Origin of the sequence: Pseudomonas sp. NY15463 (assembly GCF_048068415.1) — a bacterium.
Taxonomy (GTDB): Bacteria; Pseudomonadota; Gammaproteobacteria; order Pseudomonadales; family Pseudomonadaceae; genus Aquipseudomonas; species Aquipseudomonas mosselii_C.
The window spans coordinates 304581-331088 of record NZ_JBLUQD010000006.1; the positions used below are offsets into that span (position 1 = coordinate 304581).

Annotated in this window: 21 protein-coding genes and 1 tRNA gene; 5 read left to right on the top strand and 17 right to left on the bottom strand. The window is 63.0% G+C overall.

Annotation, left to right across the window (positions count from 1 at the left end):
* Positions 1-55 precede the first annotated feature (55 nt).
* The 4 genes from ACNFIC_RS17305 to bglX form a co-directional block, all read right to left on the bottom strand.
* Positions 56-1375, bottom strand: coding sequence for an MFS transporter (locus ACNFIC_RS17305; protein ID WP_416781500.1), 1320 nt, complete (start codon positions 1373-1375; stop codon positions 56-58).
* A 248-nt stretch (positions 1376-1623) separates the two neighbouring features.
* A complete protein-coding gene (locus ACNFIC_RS17310; RefSeq protein WP_416781501.1) occupies positions 1624-2958 on the bottom strand; it encodes a sigma-54-dependent transcriptional regulator in 1335 nt (444 codons plus the stop codon).
* Entirely contained in the window at positions 2952-4709 is a 1758-nt protein-coding gene (locus ACNFIC_RS17315; protein WP_138220010.1) for an ATP-binding protein, read from the bottom strand. The genes ACNFIC_RS17310 and ACNFIC_RS17315 overlap by 7 nt, the downstream gene beginning before the upstream one ends.
* A gap of 115 nt (positions 4710-4824) precedes the next feature.
* Positions 4825-7113, bottom strand: coding sequence for a beta-glucosidase BglX (gene bglX, locus ACNFIC_RS17320; protein ID WP_138220011.1), 2289 nt, complete (start codon positions 7111-7113; stop codon positions 4825-4827).
* 234 nt (positions 7114-7347) lie between these two features.
* Here bglX and ACNFIC_RS17325 point away from each other — a divergent pair, with 234 nt between their 5' ends.
* The 3 genes from ACNFIC_RS17325 to ACNFIC_RS17335 all read left to right on the top strand — a co-directional run bounded on the left by ACNFIC_RS17325 (position 7348) and on the right by ACNFIC_RS17335 (position 11042).
* Complete coding sequence (locus tag ACNFIC_RS17325) at positions 7348-7956, top strand: TPM domain-containing protein (RefSeq protein ID WP_416781502.1); 609 nt, start codon at positions 7348-7350, stop codon at positions 7954-7956.
* Between the two features lie 99 nt (positions 7957-8055).
* The gene (locus tag ACNFIC_RS17330; protein ID WP_416781503.1) at positions 8056-9261 is read left to right on the top strand and encodes a methyltransferase; all 1206 of its coding nucleotides are present in this window, start codon (positions 8056-8058) and stop codon (positions 9259-9261) included.
* A gap of 356 nt (positions 9262-9617) precedes the next feature.
* The gene (locus ACNFIC_RS17335; protein ID WP_138220014.1) at positions 9618-11042 is read left to right on the top strand and encodes a DUF6765 family protein; all 1425 of its coding nucleotides are present in this window, start codon (positions 9618-9620) and stop codon (positions 11040-11042) included.
* A gap of 164 nt (positions 11043-11206) precedes the next feature.
* On the opposite strand, the gene ACNFIC_RS17340 is transcribed toward ACNFIC_RS17335, so the two are convergent.
* From ACNFIC_RS17340 to ACNFIC_RS17370, 7 genes are all read right to left on the bottom strand, one after another.
* Positions 11207-12217: a DUF4917 family protein gene (locus ACNFIC_RS17340; protein WP_416781504.1), complete on the bottom strand. Its 1011-nt coding sequence runs from the start codon at positions 12215-12217 to the stop codon at positions 11207-11209.
* Positions 12218-12309: 92 nt separating this feature from the next.
* Positions 12310-14073: a SulP family inorganic anion transporter gene (locus tag ACNFIC_RS17345; protein WP_240791753.1), complete on the bottom strand. Its 1764-nt coding sequence runs from the start codon at positions 14071-14073 to the stop codon at positions 12310-12312.
* Between the two features lie 211 nt (positions 14074-14284).
* Positions 14285-14358: transfer RNA gene (locus tag ACNFIC_RS17350), tRNA-Gly, on the bottom strand.
* A 116-nt stretch (positions 14359-14474) separates the two neighbouring features.
* Positions 14475-15359 (bottom strand): alpha/beta fold hydrolase, encoded by an 885-nt coding sequence (locus ACNFIC_RS17355; RefSeq protein ID WP_138220016.1) that lies wholly within the window; start codon positions 15357-15359, stop codon positions 14475-14477.
* Between the two features lie 379 nt (positions 15360-15738).
* Positions 15739-16431, bottom strand: a complete 693-nt coding sequence (locus ACNFIC_RS17360; protein ID WP_416781505.1) for a pseudouridine synthase — start codon at positions 16429-16431, stop codon at positions 15739-15741.
* Between the two features lie 32 nt (positions 16432-16463).
* Positions 16464-16685: a cysteine-rich CWC family protein gene (locus ACNFIC_RS17365; protein ID WP_138220018.1), complete on the bottom strand. Its 222-nt coding sequence runs from the start codon at positions 16683-16685 to the stop codon at positions 16464-16466.
* Complete coding sequence (locus ACNFIC_RS17370) at positions 16678-18168, bottom strand: diguanylate cyclase (RefSeq protein ID WP_138220019.1); 1491 nt, start codon at positions 18166-18168, stop codon at positions 16678-16680. The genes ACNFIC_RS17365 and ACNFIC_RS17370 overlap by 8 nt, the downstream gene beginning before the upstream one ends.
* Positions 18169-18380: 212 nt before the next feature.
* On the opposite strand from ACNFIC_RS17370, the gene ACNFIC_RS17375 reads away from it, so the two are divergent.
* On the top strand, positions 18381-18869 hold the full coding sequence (locus tag ACNFIC_RS17375) for a hypothetical protein (RefSeq protein ID WP_138220020.1): 489 nt from the start codon (positions 18381-18383) through the stop codon (positions 18867-18869).
* Between the two features lie 47 nt (positions 18870-18916).
* On the opposite strand, the gene ACNFIC_RS17380 is transcribed toward ACNFIC_RS17375, so the two are convergent.
* Positions 18917-20023, bottom strand: coding sequence for an enoyl-CoA hydratase/isomerase family protein (locus ACNFIC_RS17380; protein WP_416781506.1), 1107 nt, complete (start codon positions 20021-20023; stop codon positions 18917-18919).
* A gap of 128 nt (positions 20024-20151) precedes the next feature.
* Here ACNFIC_RS17380 and ung point away from each other — a divergent pair, with 128 nt between their 5' ends.
* Positions 20152-20844 carry a uracil-DNA glycosylase gene (gene ung, locus ACNFIC_RS17385; protein ID WP_416781507.1) on the top strand — a complete coding sequence of 231 codons (693 nt, stop codon included), beginning with the start codon at positions 20152-20154 and terminating at the stop codon, positions 20842-20844.
* 119 nt (positions 20845-20963) lie between these two features.
* Here ung and ACNFIC_RS17390 read toward each other — a convergent pair whose 3' ends face one another.
* The 5 genes from ACNFIC_RS17390 to ACNFIC_RS17410 all read right to left on the bottom strand — a co-directional run bounded on the left by ACNFIC_RS17390 (position 20964) and on the right by ACNFIC_RS17410 (position 26341).
* Positions 20964-21995 (bottom strand): AbrB family transcriptional regulator, encoded by a 1032-nt coding sequence (locus tag ACNFIC_RS17390; protein ID WP_138220024.1) that lies wholly within the window; start codon positions 21993-21995, stop codon positions 20964-20966.
* The gene (locus tag ACNFIC_RS17395) at positions 21988-23502 is read right to left on the bottom strand and encodes a tripartite tricarboxylate transporter permease (RefSeq protein WP_138220025.1); all 1515 of its coding nucleotides are present in this window, start codon (positions 23500-23502) and stop codon (positions 21988-21990) included. Before ACNFIC_RS17395 ends, ACNFIC_RS17390 begins: the two co-directional genes overlap by 8 nt.
* A gap of 3 nt (positions 23503-23505) precedes the next feature.
* The gene (locus tag ACNFIC_RS17400; RefSeq protein WP_138220026.1) at positions 23506-23964 is read right to left on the bottom strand and encodes a tripartite tricarboxylate transporter TctB family protein; all 459 of its coding nucleotides are present in this window, start codon (positions 23962-23964) and stop codon (positions 23506-23508) included.
* Between the two features lie 75 nt (positions 23965-24039).
* Entirely contained in the window at positions 24040-25020 is a 981-nt protein-coding gene (locus tag ACNFIC_RS17405; RefSeq protein WP_416781508.1) for a Bug family tripartite tricarboxylate transporter substrate binding protein, read from the bottom strand.
* Positions 25021-25051: 31 nt separating this feature from the next.
* Positions 25052-26341, bottom strand: coding sequence for an OprD family porin (locus tag ACNFIC_RS17410; RefSeq protein WP_416781509.1), 1290 nt, complete (start codon positions 26339-26341; stop codon positions 25052-25054).
* Between the last annotated feature and the right edge of the window lie 167 nt (positions 26342-26508).

Here is a 26508-nt window from a genome sequence, read left to right on the forward strand (position 1 = left end):
AGAAAAGGGGCGCTCCGCCAAGCGGAGTGCCCCTTTTTGCGGGTTGCGGCGCAGATCAGTCAGTGGTGATGCGCGAGTGCTGCTTGGTGTCTTTCATGGTCGCGTATACCAGCAGCGAGCAGGCGATGCAGCCGGTGACGTACCAGTAGAAGCCGGTTTCCATGCCTGCGCTCTTGAACCACAGGGCCACGTACTCGGCGGTGCCGCCGAAGATCGACACGGTCAACGCGTACGGCAGCCCTACGCCCAGAGCGCGGATTTCGGTGGGGAACAGCTCGGCTTTGACCACCGCGTTGATCGAGGTGTAGCCGCTGACGATGATCAGCGCGGCCATGATCAGGAAGAACGCGCCCCACCAGGTCTGGATGGTGTGCAGGGTGCTCAGGATCGGCACGGTGAACAGCGTACCCAGCACGCCGAACGCGATCAGGATCGGGCGTCGGCCGATTTTGTCGGACAGACCGCCAATCACCGGTTGCAGGCACATGAACAGGAACAAGGTCGCCGCCGAGATGGTGGTCGAGTCGCTGATGCTCATGCCCACGGTGTTGACCAGGTACTTCTGCATGTAGGTGGTGTAGGTGTAGAAGGCCAGCGTGCCGCCCATGGTCAGACCGACCACGGTCAGCAGCTCCTTGGGGTGGCGCATCAGGGTACGCATCAGGCTCTCTTTGGACTTTTCCTTCTTGGTGAAGGAGGCGGTCTCTTCCATGCCGCGACGCAGGTACAGCGCAACCACCGCGCACAGCGCGCCGATCACGAAGGGTACACGCCAGCCCCAGGCATACAGCTGCTCGGTGGTCAGGGTGTTCTGCAGGATGATCAGTACCGCCAGGGCGATGAGCTGACCGGAGATCAGGGTCACGTACTGGAAGCTGGAGAAGAAGCCACGACGCTCCTTGCTGGCCATCTCGCTGAGGTAGGTGGCCGAGGTGCCGTATTCACCGCCCACCGACAGGCCCTGCATCAGGCGCGCGATGACCAGCAGGATCGGCGCCGCGACACCGATGGTCTCGTAGCCGGGGGTGAGCGCGATGACCAGCGAGCCTGCGCACATCAGCAGCACCGAGGCCATCAGTGCCGCCTTGCGGCCCTTGCGGTCGGCGTACAGGCCCATCAGCCAGCCACCGATCGGGCGCATGAGGAAGCCCACGGCGAAGATCGCGGCGGTGTTGAGCAGTTGGGCAGTGGTGTCGCCGGCGGGGAAGAAGGCCTTGGCGAAATACAGGGAGAATGCGGCGTAGACGTACCAGTCGTACCATTCGACCATGTTGCCGACCGAGCCACTGAAGATCGATTTGAGGCGGCTGGCGGTGGTTTTCTCCACGGCAGGCGCGGCGGCTGCTCCGGCGGGCAGAGTGCTGGCGTTATCCATCAGGGATACCTTCTCGTTGTTTTTGTGGAGCGCGCTCGATGGCGCAGCTTGAGAAGGCTTTTGCAGAAGGTGTGCCAAACTGGGGCAGGGTGATCCGTCTGGGTGCATCGCGTACCCTTGCAGCCCCTGCCCCGTAAGGGATACGCAGCGCCCGTCCGGCTGCGCTCAGCGCACCCAGCGGGGGGCTATTTCAGGCACTAATAGGCGGTTTTTCGCTTATTGCCGTGAATGCGTAGGCGGAAATCCGCTCACTCGCGCAGCAGAAAATCTTCCCGCACCAACCCGTGGCGCTGCATCTTTTCATTCAGCGTACGTCGTGGCACTTGCAGCGTTTCCATGACCCCCTTGATCTCACCCTGATGCTGGCGCAACGCTGCGCGCAGGCACTGGGCTTCGAACGCCTCCATCTGCTCGACCAGCGACTGACCTGCGGGCGCCGATGCCAGGTTCGGTGAGTCCAGCCCCAGCGCATGGCGCTCGGCGGCATTGGCCAACTCGCGTACATTGCCTGGCCAGTCATGCGCCAGCAGGCGCGCCAACTGCGCCCCACTCAGCGCAGGCGCTGTGCGGCCCAGGCGTTCGGCGGCGTGGCGGGCGAAGTGCTCGAACAGCAGCGGGATGTCTTCACGTCGCTCGCGCAGTGGCGCCAGGCGCAGTTCGGCAACGTTCAGACGGTAGGCCAGGTCTTCACGAAAACGTCCGGCGCGGGCCTCCTCGAGCAGATCAGGCTTGGTCGCCGCAATGATGCGCAAGTCCACTTCGATGCTCTGGTTGGCCCCCAGCCGCTCCAGCGTGTGTTCCTGGATCACCCGCAGTAGCTTGGCCTGCTGGGCCAGTGGCATGCTTTCGATTTCGTCGAGGAACAACGTGCCGCCGTTGGCGTACTCCAGCTTGCCGATGCGCTTGCCCTGGGCGCCGGTGAACGCGCCGCTCTCGTGGCCGAACAGCTCGGCCTCAAACAGCGCCTCGGGGATGGCCGCGCAGTTCAGGGCGACGAAGGGCTTATCGGCGCGCGGGCCGAAATCGTGCAGGCAGCGCGCCACGCGCTCCTTGCCGCTGCCTGTCTCACCGCGAATCAGCACGTTGACCGGCAGGCTGGCGAGGTCCAGCACCTGGCGGCGCAGCTGTTGCAAGCCTTGGGACATGCCCAACAGCGTGCCTTCGAGCTGGGCCTTGAAATCGGCCTGTTCATGCAGCCGACGGTTCTCCAGCACCAGATGGCGCTTGTCCAGGGCGCGGCCAAGACTGCTCATCAGGTGCTGTGGGGTAAAGGGTTTTTCCAGGAAGTCGTAGGCGCCGTTGCGCATGGCTTCAACGGCCATTGGCACGTCGCCATGGCCGGTCAGCAGGATCACCGGCAGGTCCGGGTCTTGCTGGTGCAGGCGCTCGAGCAGTTGCAGGCCGCCGAGCCCCGGCATGCGCACATCGCTCAGGATCACCCCAGGAAAGTCGCGCGGCACCTGCGCAAGGCAGTCCTCGGCGCGGGCGAACAACTGCACCTTGAAGCCCGACAGGCTCAGCCACTGTTCTATTGCCGTGCGGATACTGGCTTCGTCATCGACGACGATCACTGAGTTCAACATACAGGCTCCAGGTCACGGGGCATGGTGAGGCTCAAGCGTGCGCCACCGGCCAGGTTTTCGGCCAGCAGGCTACCGCCTGCTTCGACGACGATGCCATAGGATATCGCCAAGCCCAACCCCAGCCCCTCACCCACCGGTTTGGTGGTGAAGAACGGATCGAATACCTTGGCCAGGTTCGCGGGCTCGATGCCCCCGCCGGAGTCGAGCACACTCAGTTGCCATTGTGTGCCGATGTTCTCGATGCGCACTTCCAGGCGTTTGTAGCGTTTGTCGGCCATCGCGTCGAGGGCATTGTGCAGCAAATTTATCAGCACTTGCTCCAGGCGAATCGCATCGCCGCGCACCCACGCTGGGCGCGCCAGGTACAGCGCCAGCTCGACTTGTTCGGCGCGGATCCGCGCTTCGAGCAGGTGCAGCGCTTGGTCGACCACGCAGGCCAGGTCCAGGCGCTCGCGCAGGCCGCCAGGACTGTTACGGGCGAAGGTCTTGAGATGGCCGGTGAGCGCCGCCATGCGCGTGAGCATCTGCTCCAGTGGTTCCAGGGCCTGACGCGCCTGCTCGAAGCGACCGCTGTCGAGCAGCAGGCGCAGGGTCTCCAACTGCATGCGCTGGGTGGTCAACGGCTGGTTGATCTCATGGGCCAGGGCGGCGGACATCTGTCCCAATGCCGCCAGTTTCGCCGATTGCACCAAGCCTTCCTGAGCGGTGCGCAGTTCGCGGGTGCGTTCTTCTACCTGGCGCTTGAGTTCATCGCGGCTGCGTTGGCGCAGGCGTGCCAGGCGCAGGCGCTGGCTGACGAACAACACGGCGAACACCAGGGTCAACCACACGGCGGCTGCGCCCAGGGCTGCGTTGCGCCCGTCTTCGGCCACCTGCGGCTTGCGCAGCAGATGCAAGGTCCAGCCTTCTGCATCCAGTGGCAGGCTTTCCCACAGGTACTCGGCCTGGCCATCCGGGCCTTGGACCCGGGTCAGATGGCTGTTGTCGGTAAAACGGGTCAGTAACTGGCGCTGCAAAGGCACCAGTGGCTGCTTGTCGTACTGGCGGGTTTCGGCCAGTTCGGCACGGTCGGCGAGGCTTAGCGGATGCAGCTCGCGGTAGCGCCAGCCGTCCTGGTTGGCAATGAAGGTAATCCCGCGGGCATCGCTGACCAGCAGGATGTCGTTGCCTTGGCGCCATTCGCGCTCAAGCTCGGGAAACTCCAGCTTGACCACCATGGCACCGAGAAAGCGTCCGTGTTCATCGCTCACCGCGCTGGACAGGAAGTAGCCCGGCACGCCACTGGTCACGCCGACCGCGTAGAAGCGCCCGCTGCCTTGGCTGCGGGTCTGTTTGAAATAAGGCCGAAAGCCATAGTTGGAGCCGACGTACGTCGTCGGCAGGCGCCAGTTGCTCGCGGCGATGGCAAGGCCGGTGCGGTCGAGCAGTTCCAGGGTGGAGGAGTTGGCTGCGCCGTTGATGCGTTCGAGTTTGCGATTCAACGCGTCCTGCAGCGGCTCGCTGACCGGGCCGCGCAGGGCGTCGATCAGTTGCGGATCCAGGGCCAGCACCGCAGGCAGGGCGCGGTAGCGTTCAATCAGGGTGTGCAGGGCGTTGGCGTACAGGCCTAGCTGTTGATTGGCTCGGCGTGCGTCGAGCTGCATGGCTTCGCGCTTGGCCTTGTGCATGGCCCAGCCGGCGCTGAGCGCGGTGCCGACCACGATCAGCAGGATGATCAGCCCCAGACGCAGGGCGCGAAAGGATGTGGGCATGGGCCGGATCCGGTAGGGCGGTTTCAGGTCTGGCCCTTTCGCGGGTAAACCCGCTCTCACAGTAATCGGAAAACCTGTGGGGGCGGGGTTATCCGCAAAGAGGCCTGCGCAGGTTTCAGAGCAGTTCGAAGCTCTGCTGCTGGACATCCTGCGAGTTGAGTCCGACCTGGATATTGAACTGCCCAGGCTCGGCCACATGCTGCAGCTGGCTATTGTAGAACTTCAGGTCCTGTTCGCTGATGTCGAAGGTCAAGGTACGGCTTTCCCCGGCCTTGAGCATCAGCTTCTGGAAGTGTTTCAGTTCCTTCACTGGGCGGCTCATCGAGGCGCTTTCGTCCTGCACGTACAACTGCACCACGGTCTCGCCGTCACGCTTGCCGGTGTTTTTCACCGTGACCTGTGCGTGCAGGGTCGCGCCGCGCTTGAGTGCCTGTTGCGAAAGCTTCAGCCCCGACAGCTCGAAGTCGGTGTAGCTCAGGCCATAGCCGAATGGATACAACGGGCCGTTTGGCTCCTCGAAATACTGCGAGGTGTAGTTGCCGGGCTTACCTGGGGTGAACGGGCGGCCGATACGCATGTGGTTGTAGTACATCGGGATCTGCCCGACCGAGCGCGGGAAGGTGATGGCCAGGCGACCGGACGGGTTGTAGTCGCCGAACAGCACATCGGCGATGGCGTTGCCGCCTTCGGTGCCGCTGAACCACGTTTCCAGAATGGCATCGGCCTGTTCGCGCTCCCAGGCGATCGACAGTGGGCGGCCGTTCATCAGCACCAGTACCAGCGGTTTACCCGTGGCCTTGAGGGCTTTGATCAGGTCGCGCTGCACGGCCGGGATTTCCAGGGTCGTGCGGCTGGAGGACTCGTGGGACATGCCCCGCGACTCGCCGACCACGGCCACTACCACGTCCGACTGCTGCGCGGCCTTGACCGCTTCGTCGATCATTACCGAAGCCGGGCGCGGGTCGTTGATGATCTCGGGGGCGGCGAAGTTGAGGAAGTTCAGGTAGTCGAACATCGCCTTGTCGCCCGTGACGTTCGAGCCTTTGGCGTAGACCACCTTGGCCTTGCCAGCAAGGGCCGCGGCCAGGCCCTCACGTACGGTAACCGAGTGCTCCGGGCGTCCGTCGGCGGCCCAACTGCCCATCATGTCGATGGGCGCGTCGGCCAGCGGGCCGACCAGAGCGATGCTGCCGGCCTTTTTCAGTGGCAGGGTCTGGTTGCGGTTTTCCAGCAGCACCAGGCTGCGGCGGGCCACGTCACGGGCAGCGTCGCGGTGCAGGCGGTCGTTGCCGTAGTAGTCCTTGAGGTCGCTTTCGGCTTTGCCGATGCGCACGTACGGATCCTTGAACAGGCCCATGTCGTACTTGGCGCCGAGCACTTCGCGTACCGCCTGGTCCAACTCGGCCTGGCTCACCTCGCCTGACTTGAGCAGGCCCGGCAGCTCCTGTCCGTAGAGGGTGTCGTTCATGCTCATGTCGATGCCGGCCTTGATCGCCAGCTTGGCGGCCTCGCGCCCATCGCGGGCGACGCCGTGGCGGATCAGTTCCTGGATGGCGCCATGGTCGCTGATGGTCACGCCCTTGAAGCCCCACTCCTTGCGCAACAGGTCGTTCATCAGCCAGGTGTTGGAGGTGGCAGGCACGCCGTTGATCGAGTTCAGCGCCACCATTACCCCGCCAGCACCCGCGTCGATTGCGGCGCGGTAGGGCGGCAGGTAGTCGTTGTACATCTTCACCGGGCTCATATCGACCGTGTTGTAGTCGCGCCCGCCTTCTACCGCGCCATAAAGGGCGAAGTGCTTGACGATGGCCATGATGCTGTCGGGGTTGGCCGGGCTCGAGCCCTGGAACGAGCGGACCATTACCTGGCCGATCTTCGAGGTTAGGTAGGTGTCTTCGCCAAAGCCTTCACTGGTGCGACCCCAGCGTGGGTCGCGGGCGATGTCGACCATGGGCGCGAAGGTCATGTCCAGGGCGTCGGCGGACGCCTCGATGGCCGAGGTGCGGCCGACCTTGGCGATGGCGTCCATGTCCCAGGTGGCGGCCAGGCCCAGGCTGATCGGGAAGATGGTGCGCTCGCCATGGAGGGTGTCGTAGGCGAAGAACATCGGGATCTTCAGGCGGCTGCGCATGGCGGCGTCCTGCATCGGCCGGTTCTCGGGGGCGGTACGTGAATTGAAGGTGCCACCGATGCGACCAGCGGCGATTTCCTCACGGATTTTCTCGCGGGGCATCTCCGGGCTGATGCTGATCAGGCGTAACTGGCCGATTTTCTCGGCCTCGGTCATTTGCCCGACCAGGTGGTCGATGAAGGCCTGCTTGTCCTGCAGGGGCGGGGCGGTGTTGGCGGCTAGGGCCGCCTGGCTGGCAAGGCCCATGGCCAGGCCCAGCAAAGACAGTTTCATCGTTGATTCCGTTTTATGAAGGCCTGCGCCGTATCCACGGGGATACGCGTGTGGCCGAAGTGGTTCAGGCGGCTGTTTTTGTTCGGCATGTCCCGGTATCCCTGTTGGCCAGGACGTGCCGTTTCGATCCCGTGGCAGCGGGCGATTATGCCTTATATATGGCCTGCGATGAGATACACTCTTGCCAGCCCGATGCCGGGATAACAACGATAAGAATGCTCAAGAGACGATGGCATGACCGAATACGAACAGCGCCAGATCGCCGAGGCGATCGCTCGCGCCGAGCGGTGCACTGACGCAGAACTGGTCACGGTGTTGGCCCGCCGCGCCGACGACTACCCTTATCTACCGCTGCTGTGGGCTGCGCTGCTGGCCTTGGCGATCCCTTTGCTGTTGCACCGCTTGCAGAACGGTATCGGCCTGCATGGCCTGCTGCTCGCGCAGATGCTGACCTTCATTGCCTTGTGCCTCTTACTGCGTCACCCACGCCTGGCGGCATGGGTGGTGCCGTCGATCTTGCGCCGTCGGCGCGCCTCGGGCCTGGCCCGGCAGCAATTTCTCGAACTCAACCTGCAACGCACCGCAGGCGCCACCGGGGTGTTGATCTTCGTCAGCGAGGCCGAGCGGCACGTCGAGATCCTGGTCGATGACGGTATTGCCCAGCACCTGCCAAGCCGTGCGCGTGAGGCGATCGTTGCGCGGTTCACCGAGCAGGTGGGCCAGGGGCGCACGTTGGAAGGCTTCGTCGAGTGCATCGAAGCCTGTGGCGAACTGCTCAGCGAGTATGTGCCGCCCACCCACGCGCGCAACGAGCTGCCTAACCGTCTGGTGATCCTCGATTGAACCGCGCCTATCGTGAAAACCTTCGCGATGGGCATTCAGCCACGTAGAATGCGCGCCATTGCGCCGAGCGCTCCCCGCATTCCCGAGGCACCTTTGTCCATGTCCTGCACGACTTCTGCGCCAGATCCGCGCGCCCAATTCCTGAGCCTGCTGGCCGAAGCCCTGGCTGATGCCAGCCTGATCAAGCTGGTCCTGGCCCGGCATGTCGGCGCCGACGCCAGCCTGCAACGAATCATCGCCAAGCCCGTGCAGATCAAGGAGCAAGCCTGCCTGCAACTGGTGTACCGCCATCAGACCCGTGACCTTACGCGCAATCTGCCGCTGACCGAGGTCGAGGCGTTCGTGGCTGAGCAGTTGCCAGAGCAGTTTCGTAATGCGCACCTGTTCACGGCGGCTGGCGAGGTGCAGCTGGCCTTCAGCAAGAAGGGCAAACCGATGTTGCAGCGCCACCTGGCCCAGCAGGCCCCGCGCGAAGCGGCCCCGGCCGGGCATGACCGGGAAAAGAAACGTTACCTGGAGCTGTCGCGGCCGTTTCTGCGTGACCTGGGCGTGACCGATGCCCAGGGTGCGTTGATTCCATCGATGTCGCGCAAGTGGAAGCAGATCAACAAGTTCATCGAGGTCTTCGATCACGCCCTGGCGGGTGCGCCGGTGGCGAAGGAGCAGCCTTTGCGGGTTGCCGACTTTGGTTCGGGCAAGGGTTACCTGACCTTCGCCATGCACGATTACCTGCGCAACAGTTTGGAGCGCGACGCACAGGTGACCGGCGTGGAGTTGCGCCCGGACATGGTCGAGCTGTGCAACCGCGCTGCGGCGCGCCTTGAGCACTCGGGGCTGGTATTCGAGTGTGGCGATGTGCGCAGTGTGGTACCCGAGGCCATCGAGGTGATGATTGCCCTGCATGCCTGCGACGTGGCCACCGACTACGCCATCCACACCGGCATTCGTTGCAACGCCGCGATCATCATGTGCTCGCCGTGCTGCCACAAGCAGATCCGCCCGCAACTGCACAGCCCTGAACTGCTGCAACCGATGTTGCAATATGGCTTGCACCTGGGCCAACAGGCCGAGATGCTCACCGATAGCCTGCGCGCACTGTACCTTGAGGCCTGTGGTTACGAGACCAAGGTGTTCGAGTTCATCTCGCTGGAACACACCAACAAGAACAAGATGATTCTGGCAGTCAAGCGCCGGCAGGCTCAGGACAACCGCGCGCTGCTCGGCAAGATTGCCGAACTCAAAGCGTTCTACGGCGTGAAAGCGCATTGCCTGGAAACGTTGTTGCAAGGCGATGGTTTGATTTGATGCGGGCTGTGGGGCGCTGTGCATTGTGCACAACCCCGCTACGGTGCTTGCCAAGGTTAAACATGCACTTTGCGACAAACGGGCGAGGTGGCGTTCACGTGTACCGACACCTTGTACACGCTCATGAAGATCTCGGCGGTTTTGCGAATATCGCAGCGTATAACTGCCGTTTGAGTCAGGCGTGTTGAGTGTAACTACCCTGCTTTTGAATGACCGCGCAGGTTATTTAACGGCGCTTGTGTGTATTGATATTCAGGGTAATTCTCATTAACTGATGGCTATTTGACATCGTTCTGCTGCCGCCGTTATAAGCGTACTCGGTCACTTTGACCGAACACTGTATAGGGGAAGGCACGATGGATCAGGATTTTCACTTTTACGGTACTTTTCATTCGGCCATGTCCGGCGGATTCGACAAGGACGACGCAACGCTGATTGCCAAAGCAGCAAACTTCATCGATTTCTTCAGTGAGAATACCTACGCCTCCTATTGGCGCCTGGTCAGCGAAACCGCGTCGTCGAGCAATTACACAGTTGTCGCGCACATGGATAACCCTCGGTATACGTTCCAACATGGACATCTGGGTGACTTGTTGAGCCCTGAGGATGGTTTGTGGTGTTCCTACCACTTCATTCCGGGTAACTACAATGATCCGGCGGGAACGCCAACGCGCGAGCAAATCCATGGCGCCGAAGTGGTCAGCCATTTGCCTGCGTTCAGCAAACGAGATACCCATGGCGGTGAATACATTCTAAGAAAGTACAACCCGGGCAAGGTCGCCGAGTTGCAGTACGGGCGAATGCTCAATCGTCCGCAAAGCGCGCTTTCCCGGCGACTGTTCGAAGATGCCGTGCTGTGTGCCAAGGATGACTCGCGCCTGGAGAAGATCCTCAGCCTGGCCATCGGTGGCGAGACGATCCTCAAGGCCGAGCGCGCCGACGTGTTGCGCCGGTTCCGCTTGATCCTGCTGGGCATCAGGGCCCATGTGATTGCCGATACCTGGGCGCATCAGGACCACTGCGGCCTGGACAACGTGATGAACACATACTGGGATGCGGATTACGACCCGGACTCCTGGAATCCGGCCAAAATGGGCTATGGGCGCCAATCCATCTATTACACCGACGGCCCATCGAAGCCGTGGACCAATACGGTGTTGAGTTCACTGGCGAGCAGTAACTTCGAGGCGGCGCCGAACAGCACCAGTTACTTGGGGCACGGCTGGCTTGGGCATTTCCCGGATTACAGTTTTGTCCGTTACCGATACAAGCCTTGCTGGTCTGACCCCAAACAGACTGTCGAGCGCGATAACCCGAAAGAGTACGCGGCCGCCTGGCTTGAATTGACTAGCCTGTTCTGCCAGGCAAAAACCGGCCAGAAGTTGGTGCTCGATGAGCGCATCCAGGGAGATATGGGCAAGGCCCGGCAGGCGATCGAGTTTCCTTGCGATTTGTCCAAGAGTCAGACCGGCAGACACAGTTCGGAAAACGCCTGGCGCCGCTTCTTTACCGAACAGCCGACCACGCCGATCAATGTCGACCTCGAACCGGATGACAATGCCGTGTTGAGTGGCATGGTCGAACGGAGCAAATCCCTTGACCGTTTCGGCACCAGCTTCGTGAATGTTCTGAGTGATCTGTATTTGTTCCAGATTGCCGCTGACTATCACTTCCATTTCGTGAAACATTTCCTCAAGGTGAATGACATTTATCATTTCACCGGCTCGTGGTCGCAGCAGCGCAGTGCCTTGCCTAACGAGATCGTTCAATTGTTCGAGTAACGCTGTGTTGCCCCGGCAGTTTGAAATCCTGGTTGTACTTTGAATTGTCGGGGCCGCTGTGCGGCCCTTCGCGGCACGAGGCCGCTCAGAGGGCGCGTGAGCCTGCAACGAGAGGCCTACGCGATGCGCTGCAAAGCAGCCCAAATGAACACCAACGCTATCGCTCAATAACTGTGCTGCGTATCTTCGATCATCAGCCTGGCATCCCCCAGCGGGTGGCTGCTGGCATCGAAGAAGTACAGTGCGGTTGCGTTGAGGTCGCCGAAGCGATTGACGAAATGCTGCTTCTGGTTGATCACCGACGCATCGTTCAATGGCCGGATGGCAATGGCGAGGTGCTTGGGTTGCGCCTGGCGAATCGCTTCGACCAGGTGCTGGTCGCTGCTGTCCAGGTGCTGGCCGAACAGGCACAGCCCTTCGCGCTCGCTGGCCAGTTCGCCCAGGCACCAGGACAGGTAATCGCTGTGGCGAATGGCTGCCAGCTTTTCGTCGCTGCGCCCTTCGTTGATGAACAGCGGCACTTCGCCGGGTATGTTCACCGCGAAGCCGTCGAACAGTTCGGAGCCTTCAGCGCTGCGCTGGCGGGTCGTGCCGTCCGGTAGTTTGAGCAGGTGCAGGCCGCCATGCAGGTGCAGCACCCGCGTGCCTGAACTGGCTGTGCGGCGTACATCGAAGAAGCCCTGCTCATCGAACAGTTCGGCGAATCCATGTGGTGCGGCGTGTACCGCCCAGGGCAGTATCAGGTCGTAGTTGCTGGTGTAGACGCTGCGGTAGCTGCGCAAGGCCTGGTTGATCGTCGTCAGGGTGGTCTGCGGCAGCAGCGCCCAAGGCAGGTGAACGCTGCGAACGGCGTGGATCAGCGCTTCCTTGATCGAGTAGTAGCGGTTGAGCGGCGCAGTTGAGCTGATGGCCAATGCAGCGTTGGCCCGCACCGCCTGGTTGAGGGTGCTCAGCAGTGGTTCGAACAGCTCTGTTGCGAATGACTTGAACAGCGCCTGGTCGCTGACTGCCAGGCCTTTCTTGCGCCCGGCACTTTGGGCTTGCTCGTACAGCGAGAAATAGCCGAAGCGTTTCCACAGGGCGCGGCTGGCGCCATTGCCGAGCAACAATGCGTGGCTTGGGTGGCGCTGGTTGAGATCGGCCCAGGTGGGCAAATGGGCGTCGAGGGCAGGCATCGGCAGGTCCGTTGGCGTGGCGGAAAACGCCGCGACTTTAGCATGTCATGCGGTTTTTACCGCTCGCCAGGCGCGGCTTGCGACGCTTCAAGTCATGGCGCGGGCTCATCCAGTGTCTTGGGCGGCTCGCTGGTGATCGTCGCAGGTACGCTAGGGGCGCTGTTCGAAGCCGTCCTGCGCTCGCGATTGCGCCACACCCGGTAGGCCCGAATCCCCGCCCGTACCGAGCCGAACAGCAGTTTGTCTTCCATCTCACGGGCCATCCCCGAGCGCACCAACATGCGCAGGAACGTGCCGCGGGCGCGGGCGATGGCGAAGTGAATACCTCGGGCGCGGAGGGTGTCGCGTACTTCGCGCAGGGCACTGATGCCGGTGACGTCGATACTGCTCACGGCCTCGGCGTCGAACAGCACCACCTGGATCGTGTGTTCGCGCTGCACGGCTTCGAGCAGGCGCATCTTGAAGTAGTCGGCGTTGAAGAACAGGATCGCGTCGTCGAAGCGGTACACCAGCAGCCCGGGTACGGTGCGCGCGTCCTTGTGTTGGCGCACGTCCACCTGGCCTTCGATGCCCGGCACCCAGCCCAGTACGGCATCGGTGGGTTGATAGATGCTGTACAGCAGACGCAGGATCGCCAGGGTCACGGCGAACACGATGCCCGGCAGTACGCCCAGGCCGAGCACGCCGACGGTGGTCAGCAGGCACAGCCAGAACTCGAAGCGGCTGAGCTGGCGAATGCCCTTGAGCGATTTCACATCGATCAGCCCCCAGCCGGCCATCAGTAGCACGGCGCCAAGCGCCGCCTGTGGGATCCAGGCCATGGGCGCGGTGAACAGCAGCAGGATCAACGCGATTACCAGCGCCGCGATGATGCCCACCAGTTGGCTCTTGCCTCCGACCATGTCGTTGACGGCGGTGCGCGAGTCGGCCCCGCTGATGGCAAAACCTTGGGAAAGACCGGCGGCCAGGTTGCTGACGCCCAGCGCGACGAATTCGTGGTTGGCGTTGATCGCATAGCCGTGGCGCGCGGCGAAGCTGCGCGCCGTGAGCATGGCGCTACAGAAACTGATGGTGGCGATCCCCAAGGCGTCGCGCAGCAGGCTCTTGGCTTCGGCCAGGCTGCTCTGTGGCCAGGCCAGCTCCGGGATGCCTGCTGGCACCGGGCCGAGGATCGCCACACCGAAGCGGTCCAGGCCGAACAAGCCGGTTAGCGCAGTGAACGCCACCACCGTCACCAACGCCGCCGGCCACTGTGGGCGGCGGCGCGGCAGCCAGATCAGCAGGCCCAGTGCGGTGAGGCCGATGACCAGCGTGAGCCAGTGAATTTCGCCCAGGCGCTGGAGGAAGTTGATCAGGCTTAGGATGAACCCATCGCCCTCGATGGTGAAACCCACCACTTTGGACAGTTGCCCGGCGATCAGGCTCAAGCCGATACCGTTGAGGTAACCGATCAGGATCGGCCGCGAGAAGAAGCTGGCGATGAAACCTGCGCGGGCCAGGCCTGCGGCGATCAGCATCACCCCCACCAGTACCGTGACGATCACCGACAATTCGGCGATGCGGTGGGTATCGCCCATGGCCAGCGGGGCCACGGCGCCGGCGATCATGGCGCAGGTGGCTGCGTCGGGGCCGACCATCAGCTGGCGCGAGCTGCCGATCAGGGCGTAGACGATCATCGGCAGTACGCAGGCATACAATCCGTACTGCGGCGGCAGGCCGACGATCTGGGCATAGGCGATGGCGATCGGGATCTGGATCGCGGCCACCGACAGCCCGGCCTGCAGGTCGGCGTGAAACCATTCGCGGCGGTAGTGCAACAGGTTGGCCAGGCCCGGTAGCCAGCGGGAGAGAAACATGCGCAGTCCTTGGTGATGTTTCGATGAATACAGGCATTTATCGCCGCAACCGGTGTGGCAGGCAAGTGCGCGAAAGTCGGGCATTCAAGCGGATTGGCAGGTCAGCGGCCATGGGCCAGGTCAACGAAGGCGCAGAAACGAAAAAAGGAGCCGAGGCTCCTTTTGACAGCGATGACGTTACTGGAACGCCATGCGGGGTAATGCGATTTTTTGGAGCGGGTAGAGGGAATCGAACCCTCAACTAAAGCTTGGGAAGCTTTCGTTTTGCCACTAAACTATACCCGCTTCGGTGCTCGACTTTTTACCAGAAACCTCCGCGAAATAGAAGCCCACGTTATAAAAAAGCCTGTCGGCGACCTGTAGCCTGCGGGTAGGTGAAGCGCTACAGGGCGCCGATATGCTCAGATGGCCAGTGCATGTTGCCCTTGTACGGGAGCGAAGCGTTGGCGGGGCTGGCGTGTGGTCGGCTTGAGGAAGCCGAGCATCGCGCTACGGGTGTCTTCGCAAGCGCCCTTGTGCTCGATGTCGAGGAAGTGCCCAGCATCGCGGATCACGCTGAAGTGGCTCTGACCTACATGGCGACTGAACTGGCGGGCGTCCTCGACCGTGGTGTACTCGTCACGGTCACCGTTGATGAACAGCACCGGGATGTCAATGTTGCGTGCAGCCTTCAGGGCCCGCTCCAGGTCGTGTTCGAGCACCTGGTTGATGTGGAAGTGCATCTGCGCGTATTCGTGGCTGTCCAGGCTGCTGACGTGGCGGTAGTTGAACCGTTTGAACAGCGACGGCAGGTACTTGCCGATGGTGTCGTTGACCAGGTTGCCCACCTGGTAGCGGTCGCAGGCAGCCAGGTACTGGCAACCCCGCTCCAGGTAGTCGCGCATCGGTTCGTTGATCACGGGCGAGAACGAACTGACGATGGCCTTCTTCACGCGCCGCGGCTGGTGCGCCAAGGCCAGCAACCCGCAGGCGCCGCCCCAGGAGAACGACATCACGTGGTCGGCAGCGAAGTGCTCGATCAGCTCCAGCAGGATGTGCGCCTCGGTCTCCTTGGTGATCAGGCGTTCCTGGTGGTTGTGGGGCTTGGACTTGCCAGCGTACGGCTGATCGTAAAGCACCACGTTGAATTGCGGGTGCAGGTTGCGCACCGTCTGGGCGAAGGAAGCCGTGGTGGCCAATGAGCCGTTGATCAGGATGATCGTTTTTTCGGCGCCTTCGGCGCGATGGAACTCCGTGTAAACCCGGTACTGCCCTTGGATATCAAGTACAGCGATTTCTGGCCTCATGTCATCGACTCCTGGCGCCAAAAGGGTATTCGCGTCACCTAGGGTGCACGTGCTTTATGACAGGTAGGCATTCGCCTGGAAGTACAACCGGTGGGCCCTTGTGTCGATCCTTGACGCAGCGTCGACGGTATTGTTGTGGCGGGCGATTTGCCGTGCCCCAAGGCATCGAGACCCCGGGTGGCCGGCAAAAAGGTGTCTTGGACTGCACCTGTGACTGTTGGGTCACATGCAGACCGACAAGTGAGGAGTCAAGCAGTGGGGCGCGGCTCGCGCAAGTGCCATTCAAGGGATTTTTCAAGGCAAACCGCCGGGCGGTATATGTAGTGCGCCGCGTGCCCGGCTACCCAATCGTTTGCGCGCAGACAGCCGCGCCAGCCCGTCAGATCAGGGCAATTTCCTGTGCTGTCAGCGCCCTGAACTGACCAGGCGCCAGGGCCGGGTCGAGCGCGATCGGGCCCATGCGTTCGCGATGCAGCGCCACCACCTTGTTCTGGAAATAGCCGAACATGCGTTTGACCTGATGGTAGCGTCCCTCGACGATGGCCAGGCGTGCCTCGTGCGGGCCGAGGATCTCCAGCCGGGCGGGTAGGGTGGTGAGGTCTTCGAAGGCGAAGTAGAAACCCTCGTGGAACTTGTCGATGTAATGCTCGCCGATCGGGGCTTCGGTGTGTACCCGATAGATTTTCTCCAGCCGCGTGCGCGGTTGAGTCAGACGCCGTGACCATTGGCCATCGTTGGTCAGCAGCATCAGGCCGGTGGTGTTGTAGTCCAGGCGCCCGGCAATGTGCAGGTCCTCGTGCAGTTCGCGCGGCAGTAAGTCGAGCACGGTGCGGTGCTGCGGGTCGCGGGTGGCGCTGACGCAGCCGGTGGGTTTGTGCAGCATCAGGTAACGGGCCGCTCGGCCTGCTTGCAGCAACTGGTCATCCACTTCTACCCGGCTGAACTCACGCACCTCATGCAGCGGGTCGGCGGTTGCCTGGCCATCCACCCGCACACGCCGCTGGGCCAGCAGCAGGCGCACGTGCTGGCGGTTGTAGGTGGGCAGGTTGGCGAGAAATCGGTCGAGGCGCATGGGCTGACGGTGGCCGTGGATCGGCGCGCAGTCTAACCGATCCCAGGTGCTGGCGCTGCCTTGAGCTGGTCGTCTACCGCCGCGCAGCGCGGGCACAGGCAGGCCTTGTTGCGCAATTCGGCGGGCAGGGCCTGGAGGATTGCCGGGTCGATGCTCACCTCGAAGCACCAGCAGCCACGCGCGGCGCTGCGTGGGGCGGCGAGGCCGCAGCGGTTGGCGGCGCCGCAAGCGGGACAGTGGCTGGCGTCAGTCATGGTCGGTTCCGAGCATCTCGCTGCAGACACGGTTGCGTCCGCCTTGTTTGGCACGATAAAGCGCGTGGTCGGCGCGGCTGAGCAGGGTGTGCAGCGAGTCGCCGCGCTGCAAGCCCGACAGGCCGATGCTGGTGGTCAGGCGCAGCGGCTGGTCGGCGTAGCTGAAGGTCAGTTGCTCGGTGCGCCGCCGGATCTTTTCGGCCACCTCGATGGCCTGGCGGCCCTCGGCTTCGCGCAGCAGCACGATGAACTCCTCGCCGCCCCAGCGGCACAGTATATCGGACTGACGCAGGCTGCTTTGCAGCACGTGGGCGAATTGGCGCAGCACTTCGTCGCCTGCCAGGTGGCCGTGTGTATCGTTGAGCACCTTGAAGTGGTCAAGGTCGATCAGCAAGGCGACCAAGGGCGCATTGTCGCGCTGGGCCTCGATCAGCGCTTGGCCGGCCAGCAGGTCGAAGCTGCGTCGGTTGGGCAGCCCGGTGAGGCTGTCGAGGGTCGCCAGGGCGTCGGCGTTGGCCTGGTGGCGCTTGATCATGGCGTTGAGCAGCGACAACACCACCAACGTGATCATCGTGCAGATGGCCAGGTTCAGGTACAGCGACTGGCGGATGCGGTCCAGTGCGTCGGTCTCGCGCTTGTCCACCAGCAGGTACCAATCCAGCTCGGGCAGCAGGCGTATATTCAGGAAATGGCTGTGGCCATTGCTGTCGCGGTACTCGTGACTGCCCGCAGAAGGGGTGGGCATGCGCGTGAGCAGTTCCTCCCACTGGTCGCTGTCAGCCAGTTGCTGACCTGCACGCAAACCATGGGGGCCGCCGTCGGAGCCGGTGAGCATGATCTTGCCCTTGGCATCGGTGAAAATGACCGAGCGTTGGTAGCGGCGTTGGTAATCGTCGATCAGTTTCACCACCGACTCCACGCTCAGGCCCACGCCGACCGCACCGAGGAAGCGCTGCTGATAGTCGAGCACGCGGTAGTTGATGAACACGGTGAGCGTGTCCTGGTTAGCCATGTCCAGGTCGACGTTGATCGCGTAGGGTTCGGTCGACTCGCGCAGGCGAAAATACCAGGCATCGCGCCAGGCCTCGGGCTTGACTCGCTTGAGCACGCCCTTGGCCTGGTAGTAGGTGAGGCTGCGGTCGGAGACGAAGAAACTGGTGCAGGTGTTCTGGGTATCCATCACCTCGCTCAGGTAGCGGGTCATGCGTTCGCTGTCCTGTTCACCGGCCAGTACCCAGTCGCGCAGGAAGGTGTCCTGGGCCATCATCGCCGACATCTGCACGGGACGGATCAGGTCTTTCTGGATCTCGGAGTAGACCGTATCGGAGGTCAGCGGCAACTCGGTGTTGACGATGCCATCACGGATCGCCCCGCGCGAGGCGTAGTAGCTCAGCAGCGACGTAGCCAAAAAGCCGCAGGCCAGCAACAGCAGGAGCGTGAAGATCAGCGAGCGTTGCGAAAACAGGGCGGAAGGCGAAGGCATGATCGTCCCGTGATATGTGCCAGAGTTCACATTCTAGTGAGATGGCCGATAAATGACTGCATGTTTTTCAGGGTTATACGAGCTGTTTCAATTTGTTGCCGAAATGGCACTGTTTACCGGTCTCGCGGTCTTATCAGGTGTCGGTGATCCGCCTATCGTCGACGCCCGTCAGCGCCGCTGAACCGGGCACCCCTGCGGTCCAGGAGGCCGCCATGTACCCACGAATCCTCATCATTGTCCTGTTGGGACTGCTGACATCCGCCTGCGCGCCGTACTACGAGAGCGACGGCTATTACCGTAGCGACTATTACAGCAGCGATCGTTACGTCTACCCCGGTTATTACCGCCAGGATCGCTATTACGTGACGCCACAGCCGCGCTACTACTACCAGCCTGCGCCGCGTTACTACCAACCGGCTCCGCGTTATTACCGGCCTGAGCCTGCGCCTCACTACCGCCCTGGCCCGCCTCCTGGCAGGCCAACGCAGTGGCAAGGCAACCCGCGCCATGACTACGGCAACCGGCAGCGCTATGACTATGGGCGCGACCGTGACCGGCAAGACTACCGCAACGACAACCGCGGTAATGGCGGTGATCGTTGGCATTCGCAAGGCCAGGGTAACCGCGACCGCAGGCCGAACGCTGGCGGCGGTAACGACAGCGGCAATGGACGCGGCGGGGACCGCAACTGGCAGCGTTGAAGCCATCGCCGTGCGTGTCGGATCGTCCGCTGCGCACGGCGATGCGTTCAATCCAGCTCGGCCAGCGGATGACGTCCCTCCCACACCTTCGAGAAGTGCGCCTGCACCACACTGTTGGGAACCTGCGCCACATCCGGCCAATGCCAATGGGGTGCGTGGTCCTTGTCCAGCAGCCTGGCGCGTACGCCTTCGCTGAATTCGGGGTGGCGACAACAGTTCAGGCTCAGGCCGTACTCCATTTGCAACGCCTGCGCCAGTGACAGATGCCGGGCTCGGCGCAGTTGTTCCCAAACCAGGTGCGCGGTCAGCGGGCAGCCTTTCTGCAAGCGCTGGCCGGCCTCGGCCAGCAAAGGGTCGGCGTGCCCTGACAGGCTGCTCAAGGCGCGCCAGGCGGCAACCGGATCAGCCACATCGAGCATTGCGTCAATCTGTGTCCGGCGTGCCAGCCACTGACCTTCGGGCAGCTCGGCCCAGGCGCGGTGTTGTTCGGCCTTGAGCAGGCTGTTGAGCTGAAGCGCCGTTTGCTCCTGCCAGTTCAGTTGCAGCAGTTCCTCGATCAGAACGTCTTGTTGCCCCTCGCCGAGGAAACGGTCGGCCAGGCCGAGGTCCAGGGCGTCGCGGGCGTTGAGGGGGGCGCCGGTCAAGGCGAGGAACAGGCCGAGTTTGCCGGGCAGGCGCGAGAGGAACCAGCTGGCGCCCACATCGGGGTACAGGCCGATGCTGATCTCTGGCATCGCCAACTGGCTGCTGGGGGTGACGATGCGCACCGCAGCCCCTTGCAACAAGCCCATGCCGCCGCCTAGCACATGGCCGTGCCCCCAGCACAGCAGGGGCTTGGGGTAAGTGTGCAAGCAGTGATCGAGGCGGTACTCGCTGGCGAAGAAGGTGGCGGCCAGTTCAGGCACGCTGCCGGGAGCGTCACGGCAGGCCTGGGCCAACGCGCGTACATCGCCCCCGGCACAGAACGCCTTGGGGCCGTTGCCGCGCAAGAGCACGCAAACCACCCTTGGGTCGCGGGCCCAGGCCTGCAACTGCGTGTGGAGCATCTCGATCATTGGCAGTGTCAGGGCATTGAGGGTCTTGGCAGCATCCAGGCTGGCGATGCCGATTCGGGCGCCGTCGGCGCCAGTGAGTACTTCGCATTGAATGGACATGAGCTACCTCGCGCAAGTCATCCCATCAGTATGGCTCGTCGAGGCGAAGCTGCAGGTCGCCGGTCGCTTCGATTGACAACCCGGCGCAGCTTTCCTAGTGTCGCGCCACTTTGCTTCTGGACAGGCCCATGACCGACGACGATCGCATCAAGCTCGAATCCAGCTGGAAGGCCGCCCTGCGCGCCGAGTTCGACCAGCCGTACATGCACCAACTGCGCGAGTTCCTGCGTGCCGAGTATGCTGCTGGCAAGCAGATCTATCCGCCGGGGCCGATGATCTTCAATGCCTTGAACTCCACGCCGTTGGACCAGGTCAAGGTGGTGATTCTCGGCCAGGACCCGTACCACGGCCCAGGCCAGGCCCACGGCCTGTGCTTCTCGGTGCAACCGGGCGTTGCCACGCCGCCTTCGCTGGTCAACATCTACAAGGAGCTGCAGCGCGACCTGAACCTGCCGATTCCGTCCCATGGGTATTTGCAGAGCTGGGCCGAGCAGGGCGTGTTGTTGCTTAACACCACTATGACCGTGGAGCGCGCCAACGCTGCTTCCCACGCCAAGAAAGGCTGGGAGTTCTTCACCGACCGGATCATCCAGGTGGTCAGCGAACAATGCCCGAGCGTGGTGTTCCTGCTGTGGGGCGCACATGCCCAGAGCAAGCAGAAGCTGATCGATGCCAGCAAGCATCTGGTGCTCAAGTCGGTGCACCCCTCGCCATTGTCGGCGTACCGTGGGTTCTTTGGGTGCGGGCATTTCAGCCGGGCCAATGGTTTTCTCGAGCAGCGCGGGATGACGCCAATCGACTGGGCGGTGCCGCCACTGTGATCGGCTGACGCGTGGTGCTGGCTTCTTCGCGGGTAAACCCGCTCCCACAGCAAATACGCCGCCCTCAGAGCCTGCGCCGTACCTGTGGTAGCGGGTTTACCCGCGAAGAGGCCAGCACATTATTCCTGGCTGGCGTTCCAGCGCCTGAACAACGGCTCGGCCAAAAACAGCACGAGCAACAAGCGCATCACCTGCAGCGCGGTCACCAGCGGCACTGACAACTGCAAGGTCTCGGCCGTCAGGCTCATCTCGGCGATGCCGCCAGGCATCATGCCCAGGGTCAGCGAGCGCAGGTCCAGTTGGGTGAGCAGGCTCAAGCCCCAGGCCGCCGCTGCCGCGATCAGCATGCACAAGGCGGTGGCCAGCAGGGTGCGGCCGAGGAACGCAGGAGCGCGGCGGAAGAAGGCCCGGTTGAAGTGACACGCCAAGCCGCTGCCGATCAGCCACTGGCCAACCTGGCTGGCGCCGTTGGGCAAGCCGATTTGCAGGTTACCCGCCAGGCTCACGCTGGCGGCCACCAGCAGCGGGCCGAACAACCATGGGTTGGGCTGGCGCAGGCGCTGCCAGAGCAACGCCACTGCCACGCCCAGCGGCGCGATCAGCGCCAGCCAGGCCCAATTGACACTCCCAGCATGGTCCAGCGCCACGCCATCACCGAGCAGTAGCTTGAACAGTGCCGGCACGCAGAGCACCACCGTCAGCACCCGCAGGCTCTGCGCGGCGGCCACCTGGCTGAGGACTGCGCCATTGCGTGCCCCCAGGTTGACCATCTCGCCCGAACCGCCCGGCATGCTGGCGAAGAACGCCGTGGCGCGGTCCTCGCCGGTACGCCGCAACAGCCAGATACTGATGACGCTGGAGAGTGTGGTGAACAGCGCGCCGAACACGATCAAGGCGAAGTGGTTGGCGACTTGTTCGATCACCTGCGGGGTGAAGTGCAGGCCGATCCCGATCCCGATGATCCACTGTCCGCATTTGCGCCCGTTGGGGATTTCGCTGAGTTGCCAGGGCGTCAGGCAGCGCACCAGGATGATCGCCAGCAACGAGCCGACCATCCACGGCAAAGGCCAGCCGACCTGGCTGGCGGCAAAGCCGCCTGCCAGGCCAACCAGCCCGGTTGCCCAAAACACAGGCACGCTGCGATCAGGCACCGGCCATCGCTCGGCGCTGCAAGGTGCGTTTGCGCCAGATACGCAGCAGCGGCAGGGAGAGCATGCAGGCGGTCAGCACCCACACCGACAGGCTGATCGGGCTCGACCAGAGAATGCCCAGCTCACCGTTGGAAATCGACAGCGCGCGGCGCAGGTTCTGCTCCATCAACCCGCCGAGGATGAAGCCCAGCAGGATCGGCGACAGTGGGAAGTCCAGCTTGCGCAGGATATAGCCCATGATGCCGATGCCGACCATCAGGAATAGGTCGAAGGTGGTGGCGTGCACGGCGTACACACCAATCGCAGTGATGATTGCGATCACCGGCACCAGCGCCCAGTTCGGCACGGCCAGGATGCGGGTGAAGATGCGGATCATCGGGATGTTCAGGATCACCAGCATGATATTGGCGATGAACAGCGAGGCGATCAGGCCCCAGACGATGTCCGGTTGCTGTTCGAACAGCAGCGGGCCTGGGGTGATGTTGTACAGGGTCAGGGCGCCGATCATCACCGCCGTGGTGCCCGAGCCTGGAACGCCGAGGGTCAGCATTGGCACCAGGGCGCCGCAGCACGAGGCGCCGATGGCGGTTTCCGGGGCGGCCAGGCCGCGGGCATCGCCCTTGCCGAACTTGCCGCTGTCACCCGCGATGCGTTTCTCGGTCATGTAGGCCACGGCGCTGGCCAGGGTGGCGCCTGCTCCAGGCAGTACGCCCATGACGAAACCGAGCAGACCGCAGCGGATGTTGACCACGAAGACCGAGGCGGCTTCCTTGAAGTTGAACAGCATGCGGCCGGTGGCCTTGACTGCTGCGTGTCCGTGGTGGGTCTTTTCCAGCAGCAACAGGATTTCGCTGATCGAGAACAGGCCCAGTACCAGCACCACGAATTGAATGCCGTCGGCCAGGTGCACGCTGTCACCGGTGAAGCGGTACACACCGCTGTTGGCATCGATGCCGACTGCCGACAGGAACAGCCCGATCAACGCGGCGATGAAGGTCTTCAACGGCTTGTCGCCGGCCATGCCACCCAGGGCAACGATGGCGAAGACCATCAACACGAAGTATTCCGCTGGTCCGAAGGCGATTGCCCACTTGGCCAGCAGCGGGGCGAACAGCACCATGCCGCAGGTGGCGATGAAGGCACCGATGAACGAACTCCAGGCCGACAGCGACAGGGCCACACCTGCCAGCCCTTGGCGCGCCATCGGGTAGCCGTCGAGGGTGGTCATCACAGTGGAGGCTTCACCGGGGATGTTCAAAAGGATCGAGCTGATGCGCCCGCCGTATTCGCAGCCCAGGTACACCGCCGCCAGCAGGATCAGCGCCGACTCCGGCGGTAGCCCCAAGGCGAAGGCGATAGGGATCAGCAGGGCCACGCCGTTGATCGGGCCCAGGCCTGGCAACAGGCCGACCACGGTGCCGATCAGGGTGCCACTCAGGGCGGTGACCAGGTTATACGGGCTCAGGGCGACGCCGAAGCCCTGGCCGAGGTAGCTCAAGGTATCCATGTATCAGTTCTCCAGTACGCTCAGCAGGCCAAGGGGCAGGGGGACGTCCATGACCCGGTCGAACAGCCAGTAGAGGAAGAGGCTCATGCCCACTACCACGACGGCGCTGGGCAGCCAGCGGCCGCCATACAGGCGTGCCATCGGCAGGCCGACCAGGATCGCGCTGAGGATGAAGCCCAGCGGCTCGAAGGTGCCGGCGAAGACGATCAGCAGGCCCACGCAGATGGCGATCTTGATCAGGGTTTCGCGGTCCAGCTCCGGTTCGTCATCCTTGCGTACGATGGGGGTGGGGCGGATGGCCAGGTACAACAGGCCCAGGCTCATCAGCCCGAGCATCAGCAACGGGTAAGCGCGCGGGCCCACCGGCTCATAGGAAAACGCGGCCTGGTAGGGCCAGGCCATTACGGCCAGGGCTGCGCACACGGCGAGCAGGACCAGGGCGAAGAGGCGTTGCAGGATCATCGGGGAATCCTCGATTGAAGCGGCTTTCACACTTCCCTGTGGGAGCGGGCAAGCCCGCTCCCACAGGGGGCTCGATTACTGAATCAACCCGAATTCCTTGGCCAGGGTCTTGTAGTCCGCCACCTGCTTCTTCACGTAGCCATCCAACTCCTCGCCGGTCATGGCGAACGGGAACAGCTCGCGCTGGTCACGCAGCTTGGCGAAGTCTTCCGATGCGAGCATCTTGTCGAACGACTGCTTCCACCAGGCGTAGTCCTCGTCGCTGACTTTTGGCCCTAGGTAGAAACCACGTACCACCGGCCAGACGATGTCGTAGCCTTGTTCCTTGGCGGTCGGGATGTCTTTCATTTCTGGCTCGTCCAGGCGCTTTTCGGAGAACACCGCGAGGATGCGCATGTTGCCGCTCTGGATATGCGGCATGGAGTCGGAAATATCCGTGGAGCCGACCTGGATGTGTCCGCCGAGCAGTGCGGTGGCGATCTCGCCGCCGCCTTCCAGGGCCACGTAGCGCAGGTCGCGTGGATTGATGCCAGCGGCCTTGGCGATCAGGGCGGTCTGCATCCAGTCCTGGCTACCGACGGTGCCGCCGGAGCCGATCACCACCTTGCTTGGGTCTTTCTTCAAGGCCGCGACCAGATCGTCGAGGGTCTTGTAGGGCGAGTCGCTCTTCACCGCGATGGCGCCGTAGCTGGTGCCCACGGCGGCCAGCCATTTCACGGCGTTCTCGTCGAAACGGCCGAATTTGCCTTGCGCCAGGTTGAGCAGCGAGCCGCTGGACCAGGCGATCAAGGTGCCGGCATCTGCCGGACGCTGGGCGACGACCGCGTTGTAGGCCACCGCACCCACGCCACCGGGCATGTAGGTGACGCGCATCGGTTTGCTGAGGATCTTCTCCTGCACCAGGGCGCTTTGCACCAGCTTGCAGGTCAGGTCGAAACCACCACCGGGCGAGGCCGGGGCGATGCATTCAGGACGTTTGGGCTCGGCGGCCAGGGCGTTGCCGGCCAGCAGCAGGCAGCCAGTGACGAGGGCGAGGTGGCGCAGTGAAAAGGTCATCGTCTATCTCCGTGAGCATTGTTGTTATGGGTTACCACAGGGCCACGCTGTAGCTCACCAGCAGCCGCACTTCGTCGGCATCGCGGGCGAAGTTGGAGCGGAAGGTGGCGTTGCGCAGGCGCACGGCGACGTTCTTCAACGGGCCGGTTTGTACCACGTACTTCAGCTCGGTGTTGCGTTCCCATTCCTTGCCTTCGCCAGCGGCGGCGCGGCTGACGTTGTCGCCATTGATGTAGCGGGTCATGAAGGTCAGGCCGGGGATGCCCAGGGCTGCGAAGTTGTAGTCGTAGCGCGCCTGCCAGGAGCGCTCGTCGGCATCTGCGAAGTCGTTGATCTGGACGAAGTTGACCAAGTAGGGGTCGGCACCGTCGACGTAGGGGAAGGCGCTGTCGCCGGACAGCTGCTGCCAGCCGGCGCTGAGCTTATGCCCGCCCAGGCCATAGCTGAACATGCTGCTGAAGGTCGTGTTGTCGATGCGCCCGGCCTTGGCCGAGCCTGCCTCGTCACTGACCGCCAGGCGCAGGTCGGCGCCGAAGGTGCCCGGTCCCCAAGGCTGGGTGGCGACCATGCCGATAAAGTGCTGGCGGTAGATGTCGTCGAGCTGGGCGAAGTGGTAGCTGCCGGTGATACGGTCGGTGAACTTGTAGTCCAGGCCCGCCAAGTTCAGGTGGTCGGAGCTGAAGGTGCCGCCAAAGCGACCGTTCTTGTTGTTGAGGGCCAGTGCTTCCCAGTTGGTGTCGTTGCGGTCCTTGGCGTGGTCCAGGCGCCCACCGGTGAAGGTCAGGCCCTTGATCTCCTGGGAGGTGAGCAGGCCGCCCTCGAAGGTCTGCGGCAGGATGCGCCCGTCGTTGGGCTGCAGGGTCGGCAGTTCCGGGATCAGGGTGCCGATCTTCAGTTCGGTCTTGGAAATCTTCACCTTGCCGGTCAGGCCAAGCTTAGAGTATTCGTCGGCGGCGCGGCCATCGTCGTGGGTCGGCAGCAGGCCGGAGTTGGTACGGTCAGGGCTGGAGTCGAGCTTGACCCCCAGCATGCCCAGTGCGTCCAGGCCAAAGCCTACAGGGCCTTCGGTGTAGCCGGACTCGAAGTTGAGCATGAACCCCTGGGCCCATTCGTCGCGTTTGGATTGTTGCGCGCTGGTGCCATCGCGGAAGTCGCGATTGAAGTACATGTTGCGGGTTTCGAAGGTGGCCGTGCTGTCTTCGAAGAAGGCGGCCTGGCTCAGCGGGGCTACGCCTGCAAGCGCAAGGGCGCTGGCAATCGCCGATGGACGTGCGGACAGGGAACGGCTAGGCGCGAACGCCTTAGGCTGCGATGACAGCATCGGGATGACTCCGTTTATTGTTCTTATTCGTTGCACCTTGCTGGTGCTTTTTTCGGCGCGTAGGGCGACCGTGGTGCGATGCTAGGTAACGAACCTTTCGCTAACCTTTCAGCGTGAAAGGTTTGTTACAAGGGGCTTCACAGGCCCCTGGACAGCGGTAAACTCCG

What these genes read in the sequence shown, in the direction of transcription:
- ACNFIC_RS17405 (WP_416781508.1), bottom strand. Translation starts at nt 25,020, where the DNA reads ATGACCTTTTCACTGCGCCACCTCGCCCTCGTCACTGGCTGCCTGCTG.
- ACNFIC_RS17410 (WP_416781509.1), bottom strand. Translation starts at nt 26,341, where the DNA reads ATGCTGTCATCGCAGCCTAAGGCGTTCGCGCCTAGCCGTTCCCTGTCC.
- ACNFIC_RS17310 (WP_416781501.1), bottom strand. Translation starts at nt 2,958, where the DNA reads ATGTTGAACTCAGTGATCGTCGTCGATGACGAAGCCAGTATCCGCACG.
- bglX (WP_138220011.1), bottom strand. Translation starts at nt 7,113, where the DNA reads ATGAAACTGTCTTTGCTGGGCCTGGCCATGGGCCTTGCCAGCCAGGCG.
- ACNFIC_RS17360 (WP_416781505.1), bottom strand. Translation starts at nt 16,431, where the DNA reads ATGCGCCTCGACCGATTTCTCGCCAACCTGCCCACCTACAACCGCCAG.
- ACNFIC_RS17315 (WP_138220010.1), bottom strand. Translation starts at nt 4,709, where the DNA reads ATGCCCACATCCTTTCGCGCCCTGCGTCTGGGGCTGATCATCCTGCTG.
- ACNFIC_RS17345 (WP_240791753.1), bottom strand. Translation starts at nt 14,073, where the DNA reads ATGTTTCTCTCCCGCTGGCTACCGGGCCTGGCCAACCTGTTGCACTAC.
- ACNFIC_RS17380 (WP_416781506.1), bottom strand. Translation starts at nt 20,023, where the DNA reads ATGTCCATTCAATGCGAAGTACTCACTGGCGCCGACGGCGCCCGAATC.
- ACNFIC_RS17305 (WP_416781500.1), bottom strand. Translation starts at nt 1,375, where the DNA reads ATGGATAACGCCAGCACTCTGCCCGCCGGAGCAGCCGCCGCGCCTGCC.
- ACNFIC_RS17395 (WP_138220025.1), bottom strand. Translation starts at nt 23,502, where the DNA reads ATGGATACCTTGAGCTACCTCGGCCAGGGCTTCGGCGTCGCCCTGAGC.
- ACNFIC_RS17330 (WP_416781503.1), top strand. Translation starts at nt 8,056, where the DNA reads ATGTCCTGCACGACTTCTGCGCCAGATCCGCGCGCCCAATTCCTGAGC.
- ung (WP_416781507.1), top strand. Translation starts at nt 20,152, where the DNA reads ATGACCGACGACGATCGCATCAAGCTCGAATCCAGCTGGAAGGCCGCC.
- ACNFIC_RS17335 (WP_138220014.1), top strand. Translation starts at nt 9,618, where the DNA reads ATGGATCAGGATTTTCACTTTTACGGTACTTTTCATTCGGCCATGTCC.
- ACNFIC_RS17340 (WP_416781504.1), bottom strand. Translation starts at nt 12,217, where the DNA reads ATGCCTGCCCTCGACGCCCATTTGCCCACCTGGGCCGATCTCAACCAG.
- ACNFIC_RS17370 (WP_138220019.1), bottom strand. Translation starts at nt 18,168, where the DNA reads ATGCCTTCGCCTTCCGCCCTGTTTTCGCAACGCTCGCTGATCTTCACG.
- ACNFIC_RS17325 (WP_416781502.1), top strand. Translation starts at nt 7,348, where the DNA reads ATGACCGAATACGAACAGCGCCAGATCGCCGAGGCGATCGCTCGCGCC.
- ACNFIC_RS17365 (WP_138220018.1), bottom strand. Translation starts at nt 16,685, where the DNA reads ATGACTGACGCCAGCCACTGTCCCGCTTGCGGCGCCGCCAACCGCTGC.
- ACNFIC_RS17355 (WP_138220016.1), bottom strand. Translation starts at nt 15,359, where the DNA reads ATGAGGCCAGAAATCGCTGTACTTGATATCCAAGGGCAGTACCGGGTT.
- ACNFIC_RS17375 (WP_138220020.1), top strand. Translation starts at nt 18,381, where the DNA reads ATGTACCCACGAATCCTCATCATTGTCCTGTTGGGACTGCTGACATCC.
- ACNFIC_RS17400 (WP_138220026.1), bottom strand. Translation starts at nt 23,964, where the DNA reads ATGATCCTGCAACGCCTCTTCGCCCTGGTCCTGCTCGCCGTGTGCGCA.